This window comes from Sorangium sp. So ce321 (assembly GCF_051530195.1).
GTDB lineage: Bacteria > Myxococcota_A > Polyangia > Polyangiales > Polyangiaceae > Sorangium.
In genome coordinates this window covers 1,554,551-1,571,228 of record NZ_CP150329.1, presented here as the reverse complement: position 1 = coordinate 1,571,228, position 16,678 = coordinate 1,554,551, and the positions used below count along the sequence as shown (strand labels likewise).

Here is a 16,678-nt window from a genome sequence, read left to right as displayed (position 1 = left end):
GCCGCGCCGAGGGCTGCCTCCACGGGGAGCTGCGGCCCACCGGGGGCGCGACGCGGAGCTGAGCCGTCGCGACGGGGACCGGCCATCTTAGAAGTCACCGCGATGTCCGCGCACCTCCGCGTCGTCCGAAAGCCCCGCTCGCCGGATCCCCCGGTGGCCGCGCAGCCCACCTCGTCCGAGGTCCTGCGCGGCCTTCACGCCCGGAATCCCGCGGCGGAGCGCCGCCTGCTCGACGCTTACGCGGGCCTCGTCGAGCGGATGCTGTTTCGCCTCCTGGGCGACATCCGGACCCTGGAGGATCTCGTGCAGGACGTGTTCGCCCGGGTGTTCTCCCGCATCGACGACGTGCGCGAGCCCGCGGCGCTGAAGCCGTTCATCACCAGCGTCACCGTGTTCGTCGCGCGCGAGGCGATCCGCAAGAAGCGGCGGCACCGATGGCTCGCGTTCTTCGCGAGCGACGAGCTGCCGGAGATCTCGGCCAGCGTCGATCCAGAGGCCCGGCAGGGCGTGCGCGCCTTCTACCGCGCGCTGGAGACGCTCGACCCCGACGAGCGGCTGGCCTTCACGCTGCGGATCGTCGAGGGCCAGGAGCTCGCCGAGGTGGCCGCCGCTTGCAACGTGTCGGTGGCGACCGTCAAGCGCCGGGTCCACCTCCTGGGCCCCTGCGTCGAGCCGCCCGGGCGCGCCGTCGCCGCCCCCGAGTCGATACGGCTGACCTGCGCGGCCCCGCGCGCCGCCGCGCCGCAGGCGCCGCCGCCGGCCGTCGCGCCGACGGCGAGCGCGCACGCTCAGCCTCCCGCCCTCGTCCCGAGCGCGAGCGCCGGTCCGAGCGCGAGCGCCGGCGCGCCCGCGCCCGATCCCCCTCCTTCGCCGCCGGCCCGCGCGGCGGCGCCCTCGGCCGTTGTGGCCCCCTCCGAGAGCTGGCGCTCGCACCTCGCCGCGGGCGAGCTCGGCGAGGCGCTCGCCGACGTGGAGCTCCTGGGCGTCGACACGGTGCTCGGGCGCGCCGGCGGCGCGGAGCTGGTCGATCTCGGATCCGCGGCTCGGCTCTCGCGCAAGCCGAGCGTCGCGGCGCGGTTCTACGAGACGGCGCGCCATCGGTTCGCCGGGAGCGACGCCGCGGCCGCGGCGGCGTACCACCTCGGCCGCATGGCGTTCGACGGGCGCGGCGCCTGGGCGGAGGCCGAGCGCTGGTTCGCGGTGTACCTCGCGGAGAGGCCGCGCGGCGCGCTCGCGCCGGAGGCGCTCGGCCGATCCATCGAGTGCGCGAGGAACCTGAAGCTCCACGCGCGCGCCCGCGAGCTCGCCGCGCGCTACCTCGCGGCCTACCCGAACGGCGCCCACGCCGGGCTCGCGACGACGCTCGCCGGCGGGGCGGATTGAGCCTGCGCCCGCGGAGGTCACGGGGGTCGCACCGGCGACGACGGCGCTCGTCCAGAGCGCGCGCCGCGGCGAGCTCGATGAGCGGCGCGCTCGTCGCGTTCCTGGCGTTCCTGGCGCTCGCGGCGCCGTGCTCCGCCGACGAGCGGTCGCCGGTCACCGTCGTCGCCGGTGCGCGCGGGGCGCTGGCGCACCGGCTCTCGCAGGAGCTCGAAGCGGCGGGCTTGCGGGTGCAGGTCGAGGCGACCCCGACGGCGGTCGCCCCCGGCGGGCTGCTCATCGTCGTCCCCGAGGGCGACGAGGGGGCCCTCGAGATCTGGTCGGCGTCGGGCGGGCGGGCGGACCTCGTCGCGAGCGTGGCGCCGGACGGCCCGCTCGACACCCGGGTGCTCCGCGCGGCGGAGCTGGTGCGGGCGCTCCTGTCGCCGGCCCGCGCCCCCGGCGACGCGGCGCCGGCGGCCGTCGCGCCGGCGCCGCTCCCGCCCGCACCCGTCGCGCCTCCGGCCGTGGCCGTGGGGCCCGGCGAGGCGTGGCGGAGCCTGCCGCTCGGCGCGTGGGCGCCTCCCGCTCCCCCCGCATCCCCGTTCCCGGTGCCCGTTGCGCCCAGGGCCGCGCTCGTCGATGTGGGCGTCGCGATGGCCGTGGGATGGCAGACGCCGGGAGTGTCGCTGGCGCTCGATGCCTCGCTCCGGATCTGGCCTTCGGCCCGGGTCGGCATCGGGCTCCTTGCGGACCTGCCGATCGTCAGCCCGACGATCGAGGCAGCGGAAGGCGAGGTGGGCTTTCGCTCCACGCTCCTCGGCGCCGAGCTCGTCCTGGCGCCCGTCGCGAGGACGGGCCGTTTCGGGCTCGTCCTCTCCCCTGGCCTGGGCCTCGCTCACGTGAGCGCGTCGGGAGAGGCGAGGCCGCCCCACCTCGACAGCGACGAGTCCACGTTCACCGCCCTCGTCTACGGGCGAGCCGAGGTGCGTCTCCGGCTCGTCGATTCCCTGGTTCTCACGGCGGGCGCGCTCGGCGGCGCGGCGATTCCCCCTGTCGATATCCGGTTCGTGGGACGGGTGACCTCGACCTTCAGCCCGCTCGCGTCGTTCTCGCTCGGCGTCGTCGTCGAGCGGTGAGCCGCCGCCGCGGCAAGCGGCCATTCCTGGGAGCAGGCGGCGCGCACTTCCTCAGTCGAGATCGGAGAGGGCTCCTTGAAACACCTCATCGTACCTGGATGCATCGTGCTCAACCTGCTTGCCGCGGCGTGCGACAGGATTCCGCTCGATCCCATTCGCGGTCACGGCGCCGGCGGCGCGACGGGAGAAGGCGGTGACGGCGCCGGCGGCAGCGCCGGCAGCGGCGGCGGCAGCGCCGGCAGCGGCAGCGCCGGCAGCGGCAGCGCCGGCAGCGGCATTGCCGGCAGCGGCGGCGCCGGCGGCGGCAGCGCCGGCAGCGGCATTGCCGGCACCAGCGGCGCCGGCGGCGGCGCGCCCAGCACCGGCGATCCTCTCTGGAGCCGGCACTTCGGCGCGAACGCAGGCGAACCCCACATGTCGGAAGGCCGCATCGCCGTGGACGGGGCGGGCCACGTCGTCCTCGCGGCGGAGGTCGCCGATGGCGTCGACTTCGGCGGCGGTCCGCTTTCGATCGAGGGCAGCTCGGTCTTCGCCCTCGCGAAATTCGACGGCGAAGGAGATCTCCTCTGGAACAAGCAATTCTCCGACTCCAGCTCCGTGCGCGACGTCGCGGTCAACCCCGCGGGGCTCATCGCCACGACGGGATGGGTTCATGGAAGCAGCGTCGACTTCGGAGGCGGTCCGATCGGGGGGCAGGAGGATGGAATGGACGCCTTCGTGGCCGTCTTCACGGCAGACGGAGATCACGTCTGGTCGGCTCGAATCGGCGCTGATTCCGACCAATACGCGGACCACATCGCCGTGGACGCAGCCGGAAACGTCGTCGTGGCAGGGTTCTTCCTGGACCAGATGAGCCTCTGCGGGGCTCCGCTGACCAGCGCCGAGCAGGCCGACTCCTACATCGCGAAATTCGACCCTGCGGGGAATTGCCTCTGGAGCAAGCAATTCGGCTACACGGAGATCCACAACGTCGCTCTCGACGCGTCGGGCAGCGTCGTTCTTGCCGGCAGCTTCGGCGACTACTTCACCGAGACGATCGACCTCGGCGGCGGTCCGCTGATCACCGCGGGACTCGAGGATATCTTCGTGGCGAAGCTCGACGCCGACGGAGAGCACCTCTGGAGCAAGCGGTTCGGCGACGCAGCGCTCCAGAGGGCGTACGGCGTCGCGGTCGACGGCTCTGGAGATGTCGTCGTCAGCGGGACGTTCCAGGGGAGCGTGGATTTTGGCGGAGGTCCTCTGGTGAGCTCGGGAGGGTTCGGACCGCTTGAGCCCAGCTCTGTCACGTGGGGCGGCAACGCCTTCGTGACCAAGCTGAACCCCGAAGGCGAGCTCCTCTGGGCCAAGCGCCTCGGGCAGGACGGGCCACAGACGGCCCTGGACGTCGCGACGACCGTGGACGGCGAGCTCGCCATCACCGGCTTGATGTACGGCGACGTCGATTTCGGCACGGGCCTGATGGAATGCACCTATGGCGACGCCTTCGTCGCGAAGATCGACGCGACGGGCACCGTGCGCTGGGTGAAGCACACAGGCGACAGGGGGCACCAGTACGGCCATTCCACGGCCATGGACAGGGCGGGCGACGTGTTCGCCGCCGGGCCGTTCGTCGGGACGATCGACTTTGGCGCGGGGCCGCTCCTGAATCCCAGGTCCGCCAGGGATCTCTTCCTCGTGAAGCTCGGCCCCTGAGGCCGCGGGCGGCGGTCTGCGAGATGTCTCTCACCGCAGGCAGGCGCCGAGCCATCGCGCGGCGTTCTGTCCGAGGACGGGGCCCAGGAGCTCTGGGGGAAGATGAAGGCCTTGATAGGTGCCGAGGGTGCGAGCTGACTGGTCGGCGGTTTGACGAAAGAAACGAAAATGGGCCTCTTTCAAAAGACCTATGTTCGACTCCACCTGAAGGTCCCACATCTCCGTCGACGTCGGGTTCAGCCCGCTCGTCACGAGATCGGTCCCGAACAGGAAGCGCTCGGGCCAGCGGGAGAACAGCCTGAGAAGCTGGGCGCGCTCGCGCTCGAGGTGCGCGAACCCCTCGGCCGCCGGGCCGGCAGAGCCATGGCTCGTATCGACGAGGAGGCCCGGAAACGCCTGCATCAGGGACTCGACGCGGGCGAGGTCGGTGCGGCTGCCGCAGAGATGGGCGCACACCACCCGGAGGTCGGGGAAGGCGCGCAGGACCGCCTCGAGCTCGCTCCGGTAACGGACCGTGTTGGCATGAAGGAGAACCGGGAGCGCCTGATGGGCGAGCGCCTGCCATACCGCCTGGTGCGAGGGGTCGTCGAGGGGACGCTCGTGGAAGAGGTTGTGCCCCTGGTAAAGCTTCACGCCGCAGGCGCCTCGGCGGCGCAGCTCGACGAGGTACGCGGGGTCGTCGTGGCCCAGATCCAGGGTGACGAACGGGATGAGCTTTCCGGGGTGAGCCGCAGCGGCGTCGAGGACGATCTCGTTGCCTGTGCGGTAGCCGGAGAGCCCGGATCCGCCGCGGCCGCTGGTCAGGTCCGGGCTGGCCAGGACGACGGCGCGATCGATGTGATGTCTGGTCATGTGAGCGAGCAATGGAGCCACTGCGTCGGCCTGCGTCAGGTGCACATGGATGTCGATGACCTCCTGACGGGCCGGCGGAGCCGGCGACGAACGGCACCCCAGGACGGCGGCGAACGCAGCTCCCCACGCGACGCCGCGGAGGCGAGCCCCGCGATCTGCGTGAGGGACCATCGAACGAGGACGACGCGGACGGCGGCAACGACGATAGCCGCGAGAGCACATTGAGCGATGCGGATCCATCGCCGGCAAGGATACGGCGCAGCCGCGCTGGTGCCATGAGAAAAAGGAGGGAGCCGTGAGAAATGATGTGATCTGACATGACGATTTCAATCAGGATTCGCGCGATGTTCGATGCTTGCGCTTCGAGGGCGAGGCCTTGCCCTGAAGTCGTTATTCACCCGTGCCCAGTGGAGTTCTGTATGTCGCTCATCCGTAGCTCGATTCATCTCATGGGTTTCGCTGCGCTCTGCACTTCGTTGCTTGGAACGACCTCGTGCTTGCGATGGTCGGACGACGGCGCAGGCGTCGGTGCTGGAGGCGCTGGCAGCAGCAGCACTGGCAGCGGCAGCACCGGCAGCAGCAGCAGCGGCAGCGGCAGCACCGGCAGCAGCAGCAGCGGCAGCAGCGGCAGCAGCGGCAGCAGCGGCAGCAGCAGCAGCAGCAGCGGCAGCGGCAGCAGCAGCGGCAGCGCTGGTGGGGCCGGTGGAGGCAACGCCGAGACGGGGAGCGGCGGAGCGGCGGAGTGTGCAGACGACGCCTACGAGGGGAATGACGTGTCCACCTCCGCGGCGCCGCTCGCGTATACAGGAGGCGGTGACGGCTCCATGGACGCGTGGTTCTCGAGGAGAGATTTCGTCCTCTGTCAAGGCGATGAGGACTGGTACCTGCTCGATACCTCTCTCGGGTTCGAAGAGTTCTACTGGAAGCTTCGCGTCCTGGCCGCCGGGGCAGAGCTTTGCGGCGCAGTTTGTGAGCAGTATACTCCGCCATCCCGTCCAAAGAACACCGTGATCGTGGAGGTCTACAGCGCGGCCACGATGGACCTCATCGGAGCTGCGCAGAGCGATCAAGGGCGGGTGTGGCTCGATGGCGAGGGGCTGGATTCCGCGAACGACCTTCTCCTCCGCATCTATGGGCCGCCCGAGGCGACCTACCCGTACGACATCACGTTCATCGCCAAGTCCTATGAAGGGGAGGACGAGTGCGAGTGCTGAGCGCCGCCTGGCGAGCGTCCGCGCTCCGACCTCAGGTCTCCCTCATGCAAACCGACCACGAGCCTCGACGGCCCCCGCAGCGCCTGTAAGCTCACCCTCGCTGGACGCTCGCGCCGAACGCCTGCTGCGCGACCTCGCGCCGGCACGCGCGTGCCTGGAGCGGCGAGCGAAGGCGTCCGCCTGGCTGCACATCCCGAGCGCCGGGCATGTCCATGACCATGGCTTCGAGGACGGCGCGTCGTGCCTCTCGGCGGAGCTGCGCGCGACCGGAAAACATCTTGCTCGCGCGCCAAGGAGGTGACGGGCTCGTCGAGCCCCTCGACCTCGGGATCGTCGAGGCCCACCGCCTGGCCCCGGCCAGGGCGGCGAGCACAGCACGGGCTCTCGGATCAGGTTCCTTCCGGCCACCCTCGCGGGTATGGTCAGGCCGGACGTCCTGGCTGCCCTCGTCGCTGACCGCCCGGCACGATGACCGCGCCCTCCAGGTCAGCCAGGCCTCGGCAAAAACAGACCACCGCCCGCACCGAGACCTCGATCCCCGGAGGGGAGACCTCATGCCGCCGACCCGACCTACCCTGGTTGACTCCACCCCACGCTTCGGACGCTCGGCCTCGTCCAGGGGCGCCGCCCCAGCGTTGCTGCTCGTCCCGGCCGGCGCCTCGACGGTACAGGGCGGCATCGGAAAGTCGCCTGCGCCAGCCCTCCAGGCGAGCTTCGGGCCCGGCCAGATCACCCGCCACGGAAGCTTCCGATGAGAGCGCACGCAGTCCGGACGACACTGCCTCTCGCGACGGTGGTGGCCGCGGCGCTCGCCCTCGCGTGCGGGAGCGCGACATGCAACGCGATCTCGGGGGTCGACGAGCTCGACTTCTCGGGCACCGCCGATACGACGGGCGCCGGCACAGCCGGCAGCGGTGGTGACGCCGGCGCAGCCGGCAGCGGTGGCGGTACCGCCGGCGGTGACGCGGGCAGCGGCGGCGCTGGCGGTGCTGGCGGCGCTGGCGGCACCGGTGGCGCTGGCGGCGCTGGCGGCACCGGTGGGGCTGGCGGCACGGCCGTCGACATCTCTTACCAGATCCCCTGTGGGAGCGGCAACGTGGCTGTCGGCGTCCACGGCCGGAGCGGCGGCTCGATTGACCGTATCGGCCTGATCTGCGCGCCGCTCGCCAGCGACGGCACCCTGGGCACCGCGTTCCAGACCGTGACCGCCGGCGGCGACGGCGGCTCGCCCGGCAGCGTGATCTGCCCGGCGAGCCAGGTCCTGGTCGGGATCAACATCTGGGTCGACACCCTGGTTTACCGGATCGATCTGCTGTGCCAGACGGTCGAAGCGTGGAAGATGAGCGACATGAACACCAATGCCGTCCCTGGCATCGGCACCGTCCATGCCACAGGTTACACGGTCAAGTGCCCGGTGGGGACCGCCATCGCTGAGCTCATCGGCGACGCCGACCAGCTCGTACACTCCGTGAATCCAAAGTGTCGCATGCTGTGATGGGCCATTCTCACTCCGGAGCTGCGGCTCTCGTGAGAGCGCCTCACAGGCCATCGCCTGCAGTAGCCCCTCCCCGGCTCCTGGTGACACGAGATCCGACCGGATCACGCCGTCAAGGAGGCAGCACGGATCTTGTGTAGCCGCTGAGCCCGAGACACTGGGTCGGAGGAGCAACGCTGCGGGTTGCGTGGGGTCGCCGCGTGATCTAAGGAAAGGAACTCGCCCATTCCGGGCACTCTGTACTTTGTTTTTGTTTTGTTAAGGAGGTCTTTGATGAATTCTTTCACCGCGCGTCATCAGTTTGCCTTCACTGCGCTCCTCTTGTGCGTCCCGCTGCTCGCCGGGGCGAATGACGACGGCTGCGGCCAGGCTAGCCCCGAGATCGACGGTGTGGACAGCGCGCCCGCCGAGCTCGTCTCTGCGGCGGCCGGGGGGATCAAGCCCGGCCGCTGCAGGCCGACCGGCTGCAGCGGGCAGGTCTGCGCGGACCAGACCGTGTACACCACGTGCGAGTGGCGCGAGGAGTACGCGTGCTACGGCGACCACGGCATCTGTGAGCGCGACGCGTCCGGCCAGTGCGGCTGGCGACAGACGCCGGAGCTCACCGCGTGCCTTGGGGGCGGGGACGTGCGGGAGGTACCGCCTGGAGGCGAGCTCGGGCTCTGCGTGGTCACCGGCTGTAGCGGGCAGGTCTGCGCGGACGAGGAAGTGTTCACGACGTGCGAGTGGCGCGAGGAGTACGCGTGCTACGGCGAGCACGGCGTCTGCGAGCGCGACGCGTCCGGCCAGTGCGGCTGGCGGGACACCCCCGAGCTCGACGCCTGCCTCGCGTCGTCCTCGGGTATCTGAGCGGCGCGCCGGAGCGGGCCCCGGGGCGCTCCCTGTCCGGGCGTCGGCTCAAGCGGGCGCCCCCGTCCATGGCCTCACGGCGCCACGCACCAACCCGTTACCACGCCTTCGAACACGTCCGTCCACGGGCCCGTCCCCCATGTGTCACGTCGTCCCAGGCGACGACCCCGCGCCCGTCGTCGTAGACTTCGGGGCGTGCCCAGCACGCTCGCCCCTCGTGACAGATCTCGTCAAGCGGCCTCCGCGTTCCGGCACGCGCTCCGGATCGAGCGGGCCACGGCGCTGCTCCGCGACACCGACCAGCTGGCGCTGCTTGAAGCGTCACCCGAAAGCGAGCCTGGATGACGCGGTCACGAGCGCGATCGGCTGACGCGAACGCCAAGGGACGGCTGGCGCGGCCGCGCGTGGCCGAGGCGAGGGTCGGCCACGGGTCGCCGCTGCGCGTGAAGCAGACGGAGACGGATCTTCTCTTCGCGGACGTCGAGTGGGGCTCTCCGGCGATCGTGCGCGTCCTGCAGGGTCAGAAGCAGCTCCGCCGCGCGGACGAGTCCCTCGCGGCGCGGCCGGGTGAGCTGCTCTACTTGCCCGCGGGTACTCGGGTCGACGTGCGCAATGTACCGGCGCAGGGGGCCTACGAGGCGGAAGGCGTCATTCTGTCTTTCGAGCTCGCGCGCTACCTGCCGCCTCGCGCGGAGGCGCGCGAGCTCCAGCAGGTCCGCAAGCTCCGCGTCGCCGAGCACGAAGAGCTCGACGCGGCGTTGACCCGTTGCCTGGAGGCGTTCGAGCGAGGCCTCCCCGCGGCCGTCCAGCGCTCGCGCCTCCTCGAGCTCGTCGCATGGCTCGGCGAGGCAGGCATCGACCCCTTCGTCGCGGCGTCCGACGTTCGTCTCCGGCTGAAGCGGATGCTCGGCGAGCGCCCCGCCCACCCGTGGCGCTTGCCGGACGTCGCCCGGCAACTGGGGATGAGCGACGACACGCTACAGCGTCACTTGCGCCGAGAGGGCACGGGGTTCCAGCAGCTGCTGCTCGAGATCCGGATGGATCATGCGCTCATGCTGCTGTGGACGACCGAGCGACCGCTCGCCGTCGTCGCCGAGCAATCCGGCTACGACTCGCCATCTCGGTTCGCGGAGCGCTTTCGAGATCGATTTGGCGTGCTGCCTTCGGAGCTGCGCCGCCGTCGCTAGCGCCCCTTCACCGAGGGGTGTCGCGCCGCGGATTGCGGCGTTCGAGCGCGCGATTGCGGTTCCGGGGCGACCCGGCGGCGCTACGGTTCAGAGGCGTGAGCTTGATTCACGCGATCGCCTGCTGCGCCGTCGTCGCGACCGCGATGGCACCGGGGCGCAGCACGACCAACGGAGCAAGGAAGATGCAGATCGCATCCGTACACCTCCGCTGCACATCGCTAGACTGAACGCGCTTGTTTCCACGCATCTCGCAAGGAAGGCTCCATGCTGAAGATCCATCACCTCGGTCACTCCCAATCGGAGCGGATCCTCTGGCTCTGTGAAGAGCTCGGCGTTCCCTACGATCTCGAGAAACACACGCGCGATCCCGTCACGCGCCTGTCGCCGCCGGAGCTGAAGGCGCTGCACCCGCTCGGCGCGGCCCCGCTCATCGAGGTCGACGGGATGTTGCTGGCCGAGTCGGCCGCGATCGTCGACTTCATCCTTGCCCGATACGGTCGCGGCCGTCTGCGACGTGGGCCGGATCACCCCGATTTCGCTTCCTATCTCTACTGGTTCCATTTTTCCAACGGCAACCTCCAGCCGGCGATGCTCCGCTCGATGATCGTGGGACGGTGCGGGCTGGCGCCGGATCATCCGGTTCAGACGTCGGTGCAGGGACGATTGGACCAAGTGCTCGCGCTGATCGAAGCGCGACTGGGGCAGACCGACCATCTCGCAGGAAGCGAGTTCACCGCCGCCGACATCATGAGCGTCTTCTCGCTCACCACGATGCGGCTGTTCCATCCGGTGGATCTCGCGCCTTGTCCCAACATACTCGGCTATCTACAGCGCATCGGGGCGCGGCCCGCCTATCGGCGAGCGATGGCCAAGGGCGACCCGGACCTGACCCCCATGCTCACCTGAAGCCGGGCCGACGCCCGCTCACCACGGCTGCCCCTCCCCGCCCCGGGCCCGAGCCCGGGCGCGCTCTTCAGCGCGCACCCGGCGTGATCTTGTAGATGTGGGCCGTGTGCTCGGCCGCGAACGCGTCGGTGAAAGCGCCGCCGGCGATGTCGATGGTGCGATCCTCGTAGAGGACCTCGACCACGGAGCCCGCGAGCTGCTCCGGCAGCGTGAGCGTGTAGCTCCCGGTCGGCCTCGCGCGGCCGAGCATCGCGAAGACGTAATAGGACCCGTCGTGCTCCTTGAGCATCGTGTCGAGGCCCTCGTTGAAGGAGAACGCGTAGGACTGCGTGTTGAGCACGGGCGCGAGCTCCCGGATGCGCCGGTTGATCTCCCTGACGCTGGCGCGCTGCGCGGCGTAGCAGGGCTCGCGGAGCGCGTGCTGGGACTGGCACGGGCCGCCGAAGCTGTGGTTGAAGTAGAGGATCCCGCGGGCCTCGTGGATCAGGGACGACATCACGGCGCCCGCGATCTGCTCGGGCGCGATGCTCGGCGCCGAGTCCTCCGTGAACGGGTGACCGACCTCGATGAAGGCCCAGATCGGCTGGCGCTGCCCGTCCATGCCGTCGAGCTGGCGCATCTTGTCCATGGTCACCCCGTAGTTCGCGGACAGCCGGCACGTGCTCGACGGGAGGCCGAGGAAGGTCTGCATCTCGGCGCAGACGTTGGGATCGGTATACCAGTAGATGTCGTTGGGGACGACGTCCGTGTACGCATTGACGAACTGCTGCGCCTGCTGGACGCTCTGCCAGAGCATCACGCCTTTGCCGTAGTTCGCGTAGCGCACCCGGCCGTCCGGCGGGGTGCTGTCCACGAGCGTCTGCATGACCGTATAGCCGCAGGACGCGCCCGCGGGGCTGCAGATGTCCCCCTGCCCTGGGCTGTTCCCGGTCCAGGCGGCGGAGCCGGGCCCGGCCCACATATCGGCTTCATCCGTCAGCATGTGGCCGACCGTCTCGCTCCCCTGGCCGCCCACGCCCGCGATCGCGAACATACCATTCTGGCGGATCAGCGCCAGATCGCTCGAGCTGGTCAGCTCGACATAGGTGTTGATGCCGGCGTCCCTGTCCAGGTCGATATCGCTCTGGCCGTACACGCCCTCGAACCAGACGCCGATCGGGAAGAAGGCCGGGGCGTCCCAGCCCGCAGCGTCGGTGTACGGGTGCGCGCTGTAGTACGCCGGCCCGCCTTCCCAGGGCACGGGCGGCAGGTTCAGGCTCCCGCCCGGCGCAGGGGGGCTCTCCGGGACGAAGAGCACGTCGACCCAGTAGTTCGAGCCGCGCCACGAGCTCGTGGGGAAGCCGGCGCTGCCGTAGCGGTAGACGCCGTTGCCGCCGGACTCGCCGTCCTCCAGGGCGTACAGGGCGCTGCTCAGGTTGCGTCCTTCTTCGAGACGCCGGAGGTCCCTTCGGCTCCGGCTCGGGCGTATCGCCTCGGGGAGATGCCCATGACGCGCTTGAACGCCGTGTTGAACGCGTGCTCGGACTCATAGCCGAGCGACCCCGCGATTCGCGCCAACGTGTCACGACCGTGGATGAGCTTTTCTCCCGCCAGCATCATCCTCCAGCGCGTGAGATAGGCGATCGGCGTCTCCCCGACCCGCGCGCGAAAGCGCTCGGCGAAGATCGAACGCGACATACCAGCCCGCGCGGCCAGCTCCTGCAAGGTCCAGGGGAACGCTGGATCCGCGTGTATCGCTCCGAGCGCCGCGATCAGTTGAGGATCGGCGAGGGCTGCAAACCATCCGACGTCGTTGTGTGAACGCTCGGACAGATACAGGCGAAGCGCCTGCACCAGCATCATGTGCGCAAGCTGTTGCGCCACCAGCGACGAGCCTGGCCGGGCCTCCCGCAGCTCCTCCATCATGAGCTCGATCGACCATCTCAGCCTCGCGCGATCGCCCGAAGTCTCGACTTGCATGAGAGGCGGCATCGTCCGAAGCAGCACCTCGGCGTGCCGGCCGTTCACTTCGAAGCGACTGCCGACCAGAAACACGTCGCCGCCGCCGTTATAGGTGACGACCTCGCCGCTGCGGTTGGGGTCGAGCACCTCGCTCGCCCTTCTCGGCTCGACGCCCAGATCGCTGCCGATCCTCACTGGCCGTCCGCTGGGCAGGACGAAGCACTCGCCTGACTGGAGCCGTACCGGCGCGTCGATGCCTTGCATCGCCAGCCAGCAGGTGCCCTTGATGACGGCATAGCACTTGATGCGGCCAGCCAGGTCATCGAGCGTGAGCGCCCATGCCCCGCCGGCGTCAAAGCCCGCAGTGATGTAGCTGTGAGGCTTCAGCAGGGAGAGAACCTCGGAAAGTGGATCCATGCGCCCCTCGGACGATCGCGAACAAAATTCCGACTTTCGAGCATGGATCGTCCTGCTCACCCTGTCTACACAGAAGCGACAGGTCTCCGCGAGGGGACCCCTGGACATCTCTCTGGAGGCAAACAGCATGAAAGCTGCAGTCGTGAATTCATTCGGCGTCCCGCCGTCGTTCCAGGACTTTCGTGAGCCAGAGGCCGGCGACGGCGAAGCCGTGCTCACGGTGCGCGCCGCCGCGCTCAGCCCGATCGTGAGGGGCCTGGCCTCGGGCAGGCACTATGCGAGCGGCGCGTCCGCTGGATTCGTGCCGGGGGTCGACGGCGTCGGGATCGACGGAACGGGGCGCCGCGTCTACTTCCTGTTCCCGAAGGCGCCCTTCGGCTCCATGGCGGAGAAATCACTCGTCGCAAGCCACATGATGGTGCCGGTACCCGAGAACCTGTCCAGCGAGCGCGCGGCGGCCGTCGCCACGGCGGGGCTGGCGTCGTGGATCGCGTTTTCACGGCGGGCCAGGCTTCAGACTGGTGAAACCGTGCTTGTCATCGGCGCGACAGGTGCTGCGGGCAGCATGGCGCTCCAGACCGCCCGATATCTCGGCGCGAGCAAGGTCATCGCGGTCGGTCGTGATGAGGCGAAGCTCGAGCGTCTGGCCGCAGACGTGAAGATCGCCCTGAACGATGACGCGGACAGCGCGCTGCGCGCGCAGTTCGACCAAGGGGTCGACGTCGTGCTCGATTTCGTCTGGGGCGAGCCCGCCGTTCGCGTCCTGAGGGCAGCGACCAGGGACCGCGGCTCTCGAGCGGGCGAGCCGCGCCTGCGCTACGTGCAGCTCGGCACCGTGGCAGGCGATGAGATCGCCATCCGCGGCGACATGCTGCGCAGCACGGGTCTGGAGCTGATCGGAAGCGGCATCGGCAGCGTGGCCGTCAAAGAGCTCCTGGCCGGTGCTGGCGAATTGCTCGCAGCTGCTCCTGCCGCCGGATTCAACACGTCGTTCACCAGCCTGCCGCTGCGAGCCGTGGTCGATGCCTGGACCGGTGATCCGGACGCTCGCTACATCCTCGTGCCCTGACATCAAGCCGCGAAGCCCCTGCGCATGGTCGCTCGACTCCGCTGCCGGGGCCTTGCCGCTCGCCAGATCCCTTCTATTTACCCTGATTTCTTGGCGCCCTTGGCGTCATGGCGGTTTCAGGCGTCGCCCCGAGGCGAGCAGGGTCTCTCTGTGCCGGGAGAAGCCGATGGTCGATCGCTCAAGCCGCGCGAGCGGCGCCTCGGGCAGGATGAGCGCGTCGCGCTCGAGCCGCGGGAGGCTCTGGAGCTCGATCTTGGTTGAGGGCGAGACGCCGTCCGTGGTCTCGCCCAGGGTGACCACGCGGCTGCGGTAGACGTTGAGCCGGCGGAGCAGGACGCGGAGCTCGGCGACAGGCCCGAAGTCCGGTGATCGCGATCGGAGCTCAGTCGACGGGGCGGGGACCGGCGGCGGCTCGTCGTCGCGTGGGCCTCGCCGCAGAACGCCCGGCTGTCCTCCTTCAAACAGCGCCGCGTCGGTCGTCGCGCGCCGCGCGCGACGACGGGGTGTCCCTCGGCGCGAGCGAGGTGTAGGATGCCACCTTGAACCAGCCCCCGCCATCCGCCCCCGATCTGCTCGACGTCCTCGAGGCGCGGTTCGGCTTCCGCGAGCTTCGCCCAGGCCAGCGCGCGGTCATGGATGCCTTGCTCTCGGGCCACAGCGCGCTCGCGGTCTTCCCGACAGGCGGCGGCAAATCGCTCTGCTACCAGCTCCCCGCGCTCCTGCTCGACGGGGTCACGATCGTCATCTCTCCGCTGATCGCGCTGATGAAGGATCAGATCGATTTCCTCAGCACGCGCGGCATCGCCGCGGTCCGGCTCGACTCGTCGCTGTCGGCCGACGACGCGGCGGAGGCGCACAGGGATCTGCGCTCGGGCAAGACGAAGCTGCTCTATGTCGCCCCCGAGCGGTTCGTGAGCGAGCGGTTCATGGCGCTGCTGAAAGAGCTCAAGATTGCCCTCTTCGCGGTGGACGAGGCGCACTGCATCTCCGAGTGGGGACACAACTTCCGCCCCGACTACCTGAGGCTCGCGGACACCGCCCGGGCGCTCGGCGTGCCGCGCGTGCTCGCGCTGACGGCCACCGCGACGCCCGGGGTCGTGCGCGACGTCTGCGCCACATTCGGCATCCGCGAGGAGCACACGGTCATCACCGGCTTCTACCGACCGAACCTCGAGCTCCGCGCGACGGCGGTGAGCGCGGCCGCGCGCGACCGGGTCCTGGTCGAGCGCCTGCGATCCCGGCCGCCCGGCTCCACCATCGTCTATGTCACGCTCCAGAAGACCGCCGAGCACGTGGCCGAGAAGCTCGCTTCTGCGGGGCTGCCGGCGCGCGCGTACCACGCCGGGATGGAGGCGGCGGAGCGCGCGCGCGTGCAGGACGACTGGATGCAGAGCGACCGCGGCATCGTGGTCGCCACCATTGCGTTCGGGATGGGGATCGACAAGCCCGACGTGCGTTATGTCGATCATTACAATCTCCCGAAGAGCCTCGAGAGTTACAGCCAGGAGATCGGCCGCGCCGGCAGGGATCAGGCGCACTCGGTGGTCGAGGTCTTCGTGTGCGGCGACGATCTGCCGGTCCTCGAGAACTTCGCCTACGGCGACACGCCGACCGAGGACGCGCTCCACGGGGTGGTCGGCGCCGTGCTGGCCGCGCCCCAGGTGGAGCTCGCCCTGCACGCGCTGGGGACGCGCCACGACGTCCGGCCGCTCGTGCTCCGCACCGCGCTGACCTACCTCGAGCTGATGGGCGCGGTCCGGCAGCTCACGCCGTACTACGCCGGCTACGAGGTGCGGCTCCACCGCAAGCTCGAGGAGGTCATCGCGTCGGTGAAGGGCGAGCCGGCGCAGTTCCTCGAGGCGCTCTTCGGCCATGCGAAGAAGGGGCGAGTCCTGTACGCGGTCGACCCGGCCGCCGCCGCCGCCGCGCTGGAGCAGCCGCGCGAGCGGGTGGTGCGCGCGCTCGAGTACCTCGAGCGGCAGGGGCTCGCGGAGCTCAAGGCGTCGGACATCCGGCACCGCTTCGTGCGCGTCGCCTCGACGGACGACGCGGGCGCCCTCGTCGGCGAGCTCCTGACGCGCTTCGCGAAGCGCGAGGACGCCGAGATCGCGCGCGTGCGGCAGGTGATCGAGCTGCTCACCTCGGAGCGCTGTCACGCCGCCGCGCTCGCCGCGTACTTCGGCGAACGCCTCGACGCCGCGTGCGGGCGCTGCACCTTCTGCCGCACCGGCGTCTCCGTGACGCTGCCGGAGCCGGCGCACGCGCCGCCGATGCCGGTGGGGCTCGACGTCGCCGCGTTCACGGCCCTGCGCGCGGCGCACGCGCGCGCCCTGGGCCATCCTCGCCAGGCGGCGCGTTTCCTCTGCGGCCTCTCGAGCCCGGCGACCACCCAGGCCAAGCTCGCGCGCGATCCGCTCTTCGGCGTCCTCATCACGCGCCGGTTCGCCGAGGTGCTCGACTGGTGCGCCGGACTTCCCCGCCTCGTCGGCGCCGCAGCGGCGACCTGATCAAGGCCGGCGCCGCCCCGCAGCGCCGCCCGGTCGGCTGCTCGAGCTCCG

General features: G+C 70.3%; 13 protein-coding genes. 10 read left to right on the top strand and 3 right to left on the bottom strand.

All coding sequences use genetic code 11. The features are described from left to right. Nucleotides 1-102: 102 nt before the first annotated feature. From WME89_RS06135 to WME89_RS06125, 3 genes are all read left to right on the top strand, one after another. On the top strand, nucleotides 103-1,383 hold the full coding sequence (locus tag WME89_RS06135) for a sigma-70 family RNA polymerase sigma factor (RefSeq protein WP_438008302.1): 1,281 nt from the start codon (nucleotides 103-105) through the stop codon (nucleotides 1,381-1,383). Nucleotides 1,384-1,460: 77 nt separating this feature from the next. Further along, nucleotides 1,461-2,498, top strand: coding sequence for a hypothetical protein (locus WME89_RS06130; RefSeq protein ID WP_438008301.1), 1,038 nt, complete (start codon nucleotides 1,461-1,463; stop codon nucleotides 2,496-2,498). A gap of 105 nt (nucleotides 2,499-2,603) precedes the next feature. Continuing rightward, the gene (locus tag WME89_RS06125) at nucleotides 2,604-4,190 is read left to right on the top strand and encodes an outer membrane protein assembly factor BamB family protein (RefSeq protein WP_438008300.1); all 1,587 of its coding nucleotides are present in this window, start codon (nucleotides 2,604-2,606) and stop codon (nucleotides 4,188-4,190) included. A gap of 30 nt (nucleotides 4,191-4,220) precedes the next feature. On the opposite strand, the gene WME89_RS06120 is transcribed toward WME89_RS06125, so the two are convergent. Next, nucleotides 4,221-5,213 carry an amidohydrolase family protein gene (locus tag WME89_RS06120; protein ID WP_438008299.1) on the bottom strand — a complete coding sequence of 331 codons (993 nt, stop codon included), beginning with the start codon at nucleotides 5,211-5,213 and terminating at the stop codon, nucleotides 4,221-4,223. Between the two features lie 278 nt (nucleotides 5,214-5,491). Between WME89_RS06120 and WME89_RS06115 the strand changes: the two genes are divergently transcribed. From WME89_RS06115 to WME89_RS06095, 5 genes are all read left to right on the top strand, one after another. Further along, complete coding sequence (locus tag WME89_RS06115; protein ID WP_438008298.1) at nucleotides 5,492-6,256, top strand: hypothetical protein; 765 nt, start codon at nucleotides 5,492-5,494, stop codon at nucleotides 6,254-6,256. 751 nt (nucleotides 6,257-7,007) lie between these two features. Further along, nucleotides 7,008-7,751 (top strand): hypothetical protein, encoded by a 744-nt coding sequence (locus tag WME89_RS06110; RefSeq protein ID WP_438008297.1) that lies wholly within the window; start codon nucleotides 7,008-7,010, stop codon nucleotides 7,749-7,751. A 273-nt stretch (nucleotides 7,752-8,024) separates the two neighbouring features. Further along, entirely contained in the window at nucleotides 8,025-8,600 is a 576-nt protein-coding gene (locus WME89_RS06105) for a hypothetical protein (protein WP_438008296.1), read from the top strand. Between the two features lie 341 nt (nucleotides 8,601-8,941). After that, nucleotides 8,942-9,787: an AraC family transcriptional regulator gene (locus WME89_RS06100; protein WP_438008295.1), complete on the top strand. Its 846-nt coding sequence runs from the start codon at nucleotides 8,942-8,944 to the stop codon at nucleotides 9,785-9,787. A gap of 264 nt (nucleotides 9,788-10,051) precedes the next feature. Next, on the top strand, nucleotides 10,052-10,693 hold the full coding sequence (locus WME89_RS06095) for a glutathione S-transferase family protein (RefSeq protein WP_438008294.1): 642 nt from the start codon (nucleotides 10,052-10,054) through the stop codon (nucleotides 10,691-10,693). 67 nt (nucleotides 10,694-10,760) lie between these two features. Here the strand turns inward: WME89_RS06095 and WME89_RS06090 are convergent, their stop codons facing one another. Further along, on the bottom strand, nucleotides 10,761-11,990 hold the full coding sequence (locus WME89_RS06090) for a hypothetical protein (RefSeq protein WP_438008293.1): 1,230 nt from the start codon (nucleotides 11,988-11,990) through the stop codon (nucleotides 10,761-10,763). Between the two features lie 113 nt (nucleotides 11,991-12,103). Beyond that, the gene (locus WME89_RS06085) at nucleotides 12,104-13,051 is read right to left on the bottom strand and encodes an AraC family transcriptional regulator (RefSeq protein ID WP_438008292.1); all 948 of its coding nucleotides are present in this window, start codon (nucleotides 13,049-13,051) and stop codon (nucleotides 12,104-12,106) included. A 127-nt stretch (nucleotides 13,052-13,178) separates the two neighbouring features. Here WME89_RS06085 and WME89_RS06080 point away from each other — a divergent pair, with 127 nt between their 5' ends. Both WME89_RS06080 and WME89_RS06075 read left to right on the top strand, forming a co-directional pair. Continuing rightward, nucleotides 13,179-14,120, top strand: a complete 942-nt coding sequence (locus tag WME89_RS06080; RefSeq protein WP_438008291.1) for a zinc-binding dehydrogenase — start codon at nucleotides 13,179-13,181, stop codon at nucleotides 14,118-14,120. Nucleotides 14,121-14,659: 539 nt separating this feature from the next. Beyond that, nucleotides 14,660-16,627 carry a RecQ family ATP-dependent DNA helicase gene (locus WME89_RS06075; RefSeq protein ID WP_438008290.1) on the top strand — a complete coding sequence of 656 codons (1,968 nt, stop codon included), beginning with the start codon at nucleotides 14,660-14,662 and terminating at the stop codon, nucleotides 16,625-16,627. Nucleotides 16,628-16,678: the final 51 nt, after the last annotated feature.

What these genes read in the sequence shown, in the direction of transcription:
- WME89_RS06085 (WP_438008292.1), bottom strand. Translation starts at nt 13,051, where the DNA reads ATGGATCCACTTTCCGAGGTTCTCTCCCTGCTGAAGCCTCACAGCTAC.
- WME89_RS06130 (WP_438008301.1), top strand. Translation starts at nt 1,461, where the DNA reads ATGAGCGGCGCGCTCGTCGCGTTCCTGGCGTTCCTGGCGCTCGCGGCG.
- WME89_RS06115 (WP_438008298.1), top strand. Translation starts at nt 5,492, where the DNA reads ATGGGTTTCGCTGCGCTCTGCACTTCGTTGCTTGGAACGACCTCGTGC.
- WME89_RS06095 (WP_438008294.1), top strand. Translation starts at nt 10,052, where the DNA reads ATGCTGAAGATCCATCACCTCGGTCACTCCCAATCGGAGCGGATCCTC.
- WME89_RS06080 (WP_438008291.1), top strand. Translation starts at nt 13,179, where the DNA reads ATGAAAGCTGCAGTCGTGAATTCATTCGGCGTCCCGCCGTCGTTCCAG.
- WME89_RS06120 (WP_438008299.1), bottom strand. Translation starts at nt 5,213, where the DNA reads ATGGTCCCTCACGCAGATCGCGGGGCTCGCCTCCGCGGCGTCGCGTGG.
- WME89_RS06110 (WP_438008297.1), top strand. Translation starts at nt 7,008, where the DNA reads ATGAGAGCGCACGCAGTCCGGACGACACTGCCTCTCGCGACGGTGGTG.
- WME89_RS06135 (WP_438008302.1), top strand. Translation starts at nt 103, where the DNA reads ATGTCCGCGCACCTCCGCGTCGTCCGAAAGCCCCGCTCGCCGGATCCC.
- WME89_RS06100 (WP_438008295.1), top strand. Translation starts at nt 8,942, where the DNA reads ATGACGCGGTCACGAGCGCGATCGGCTGACGCGAACGCCAAGGGACGG.
- WME89_RS06105 (WP_438008296.1), top strand. Translation starts at nt 8,025, where the DNA reads ATGAATTCTTTCACCGCGCGTCATCAGTTTGCCTTCACTGCGCTCCTC.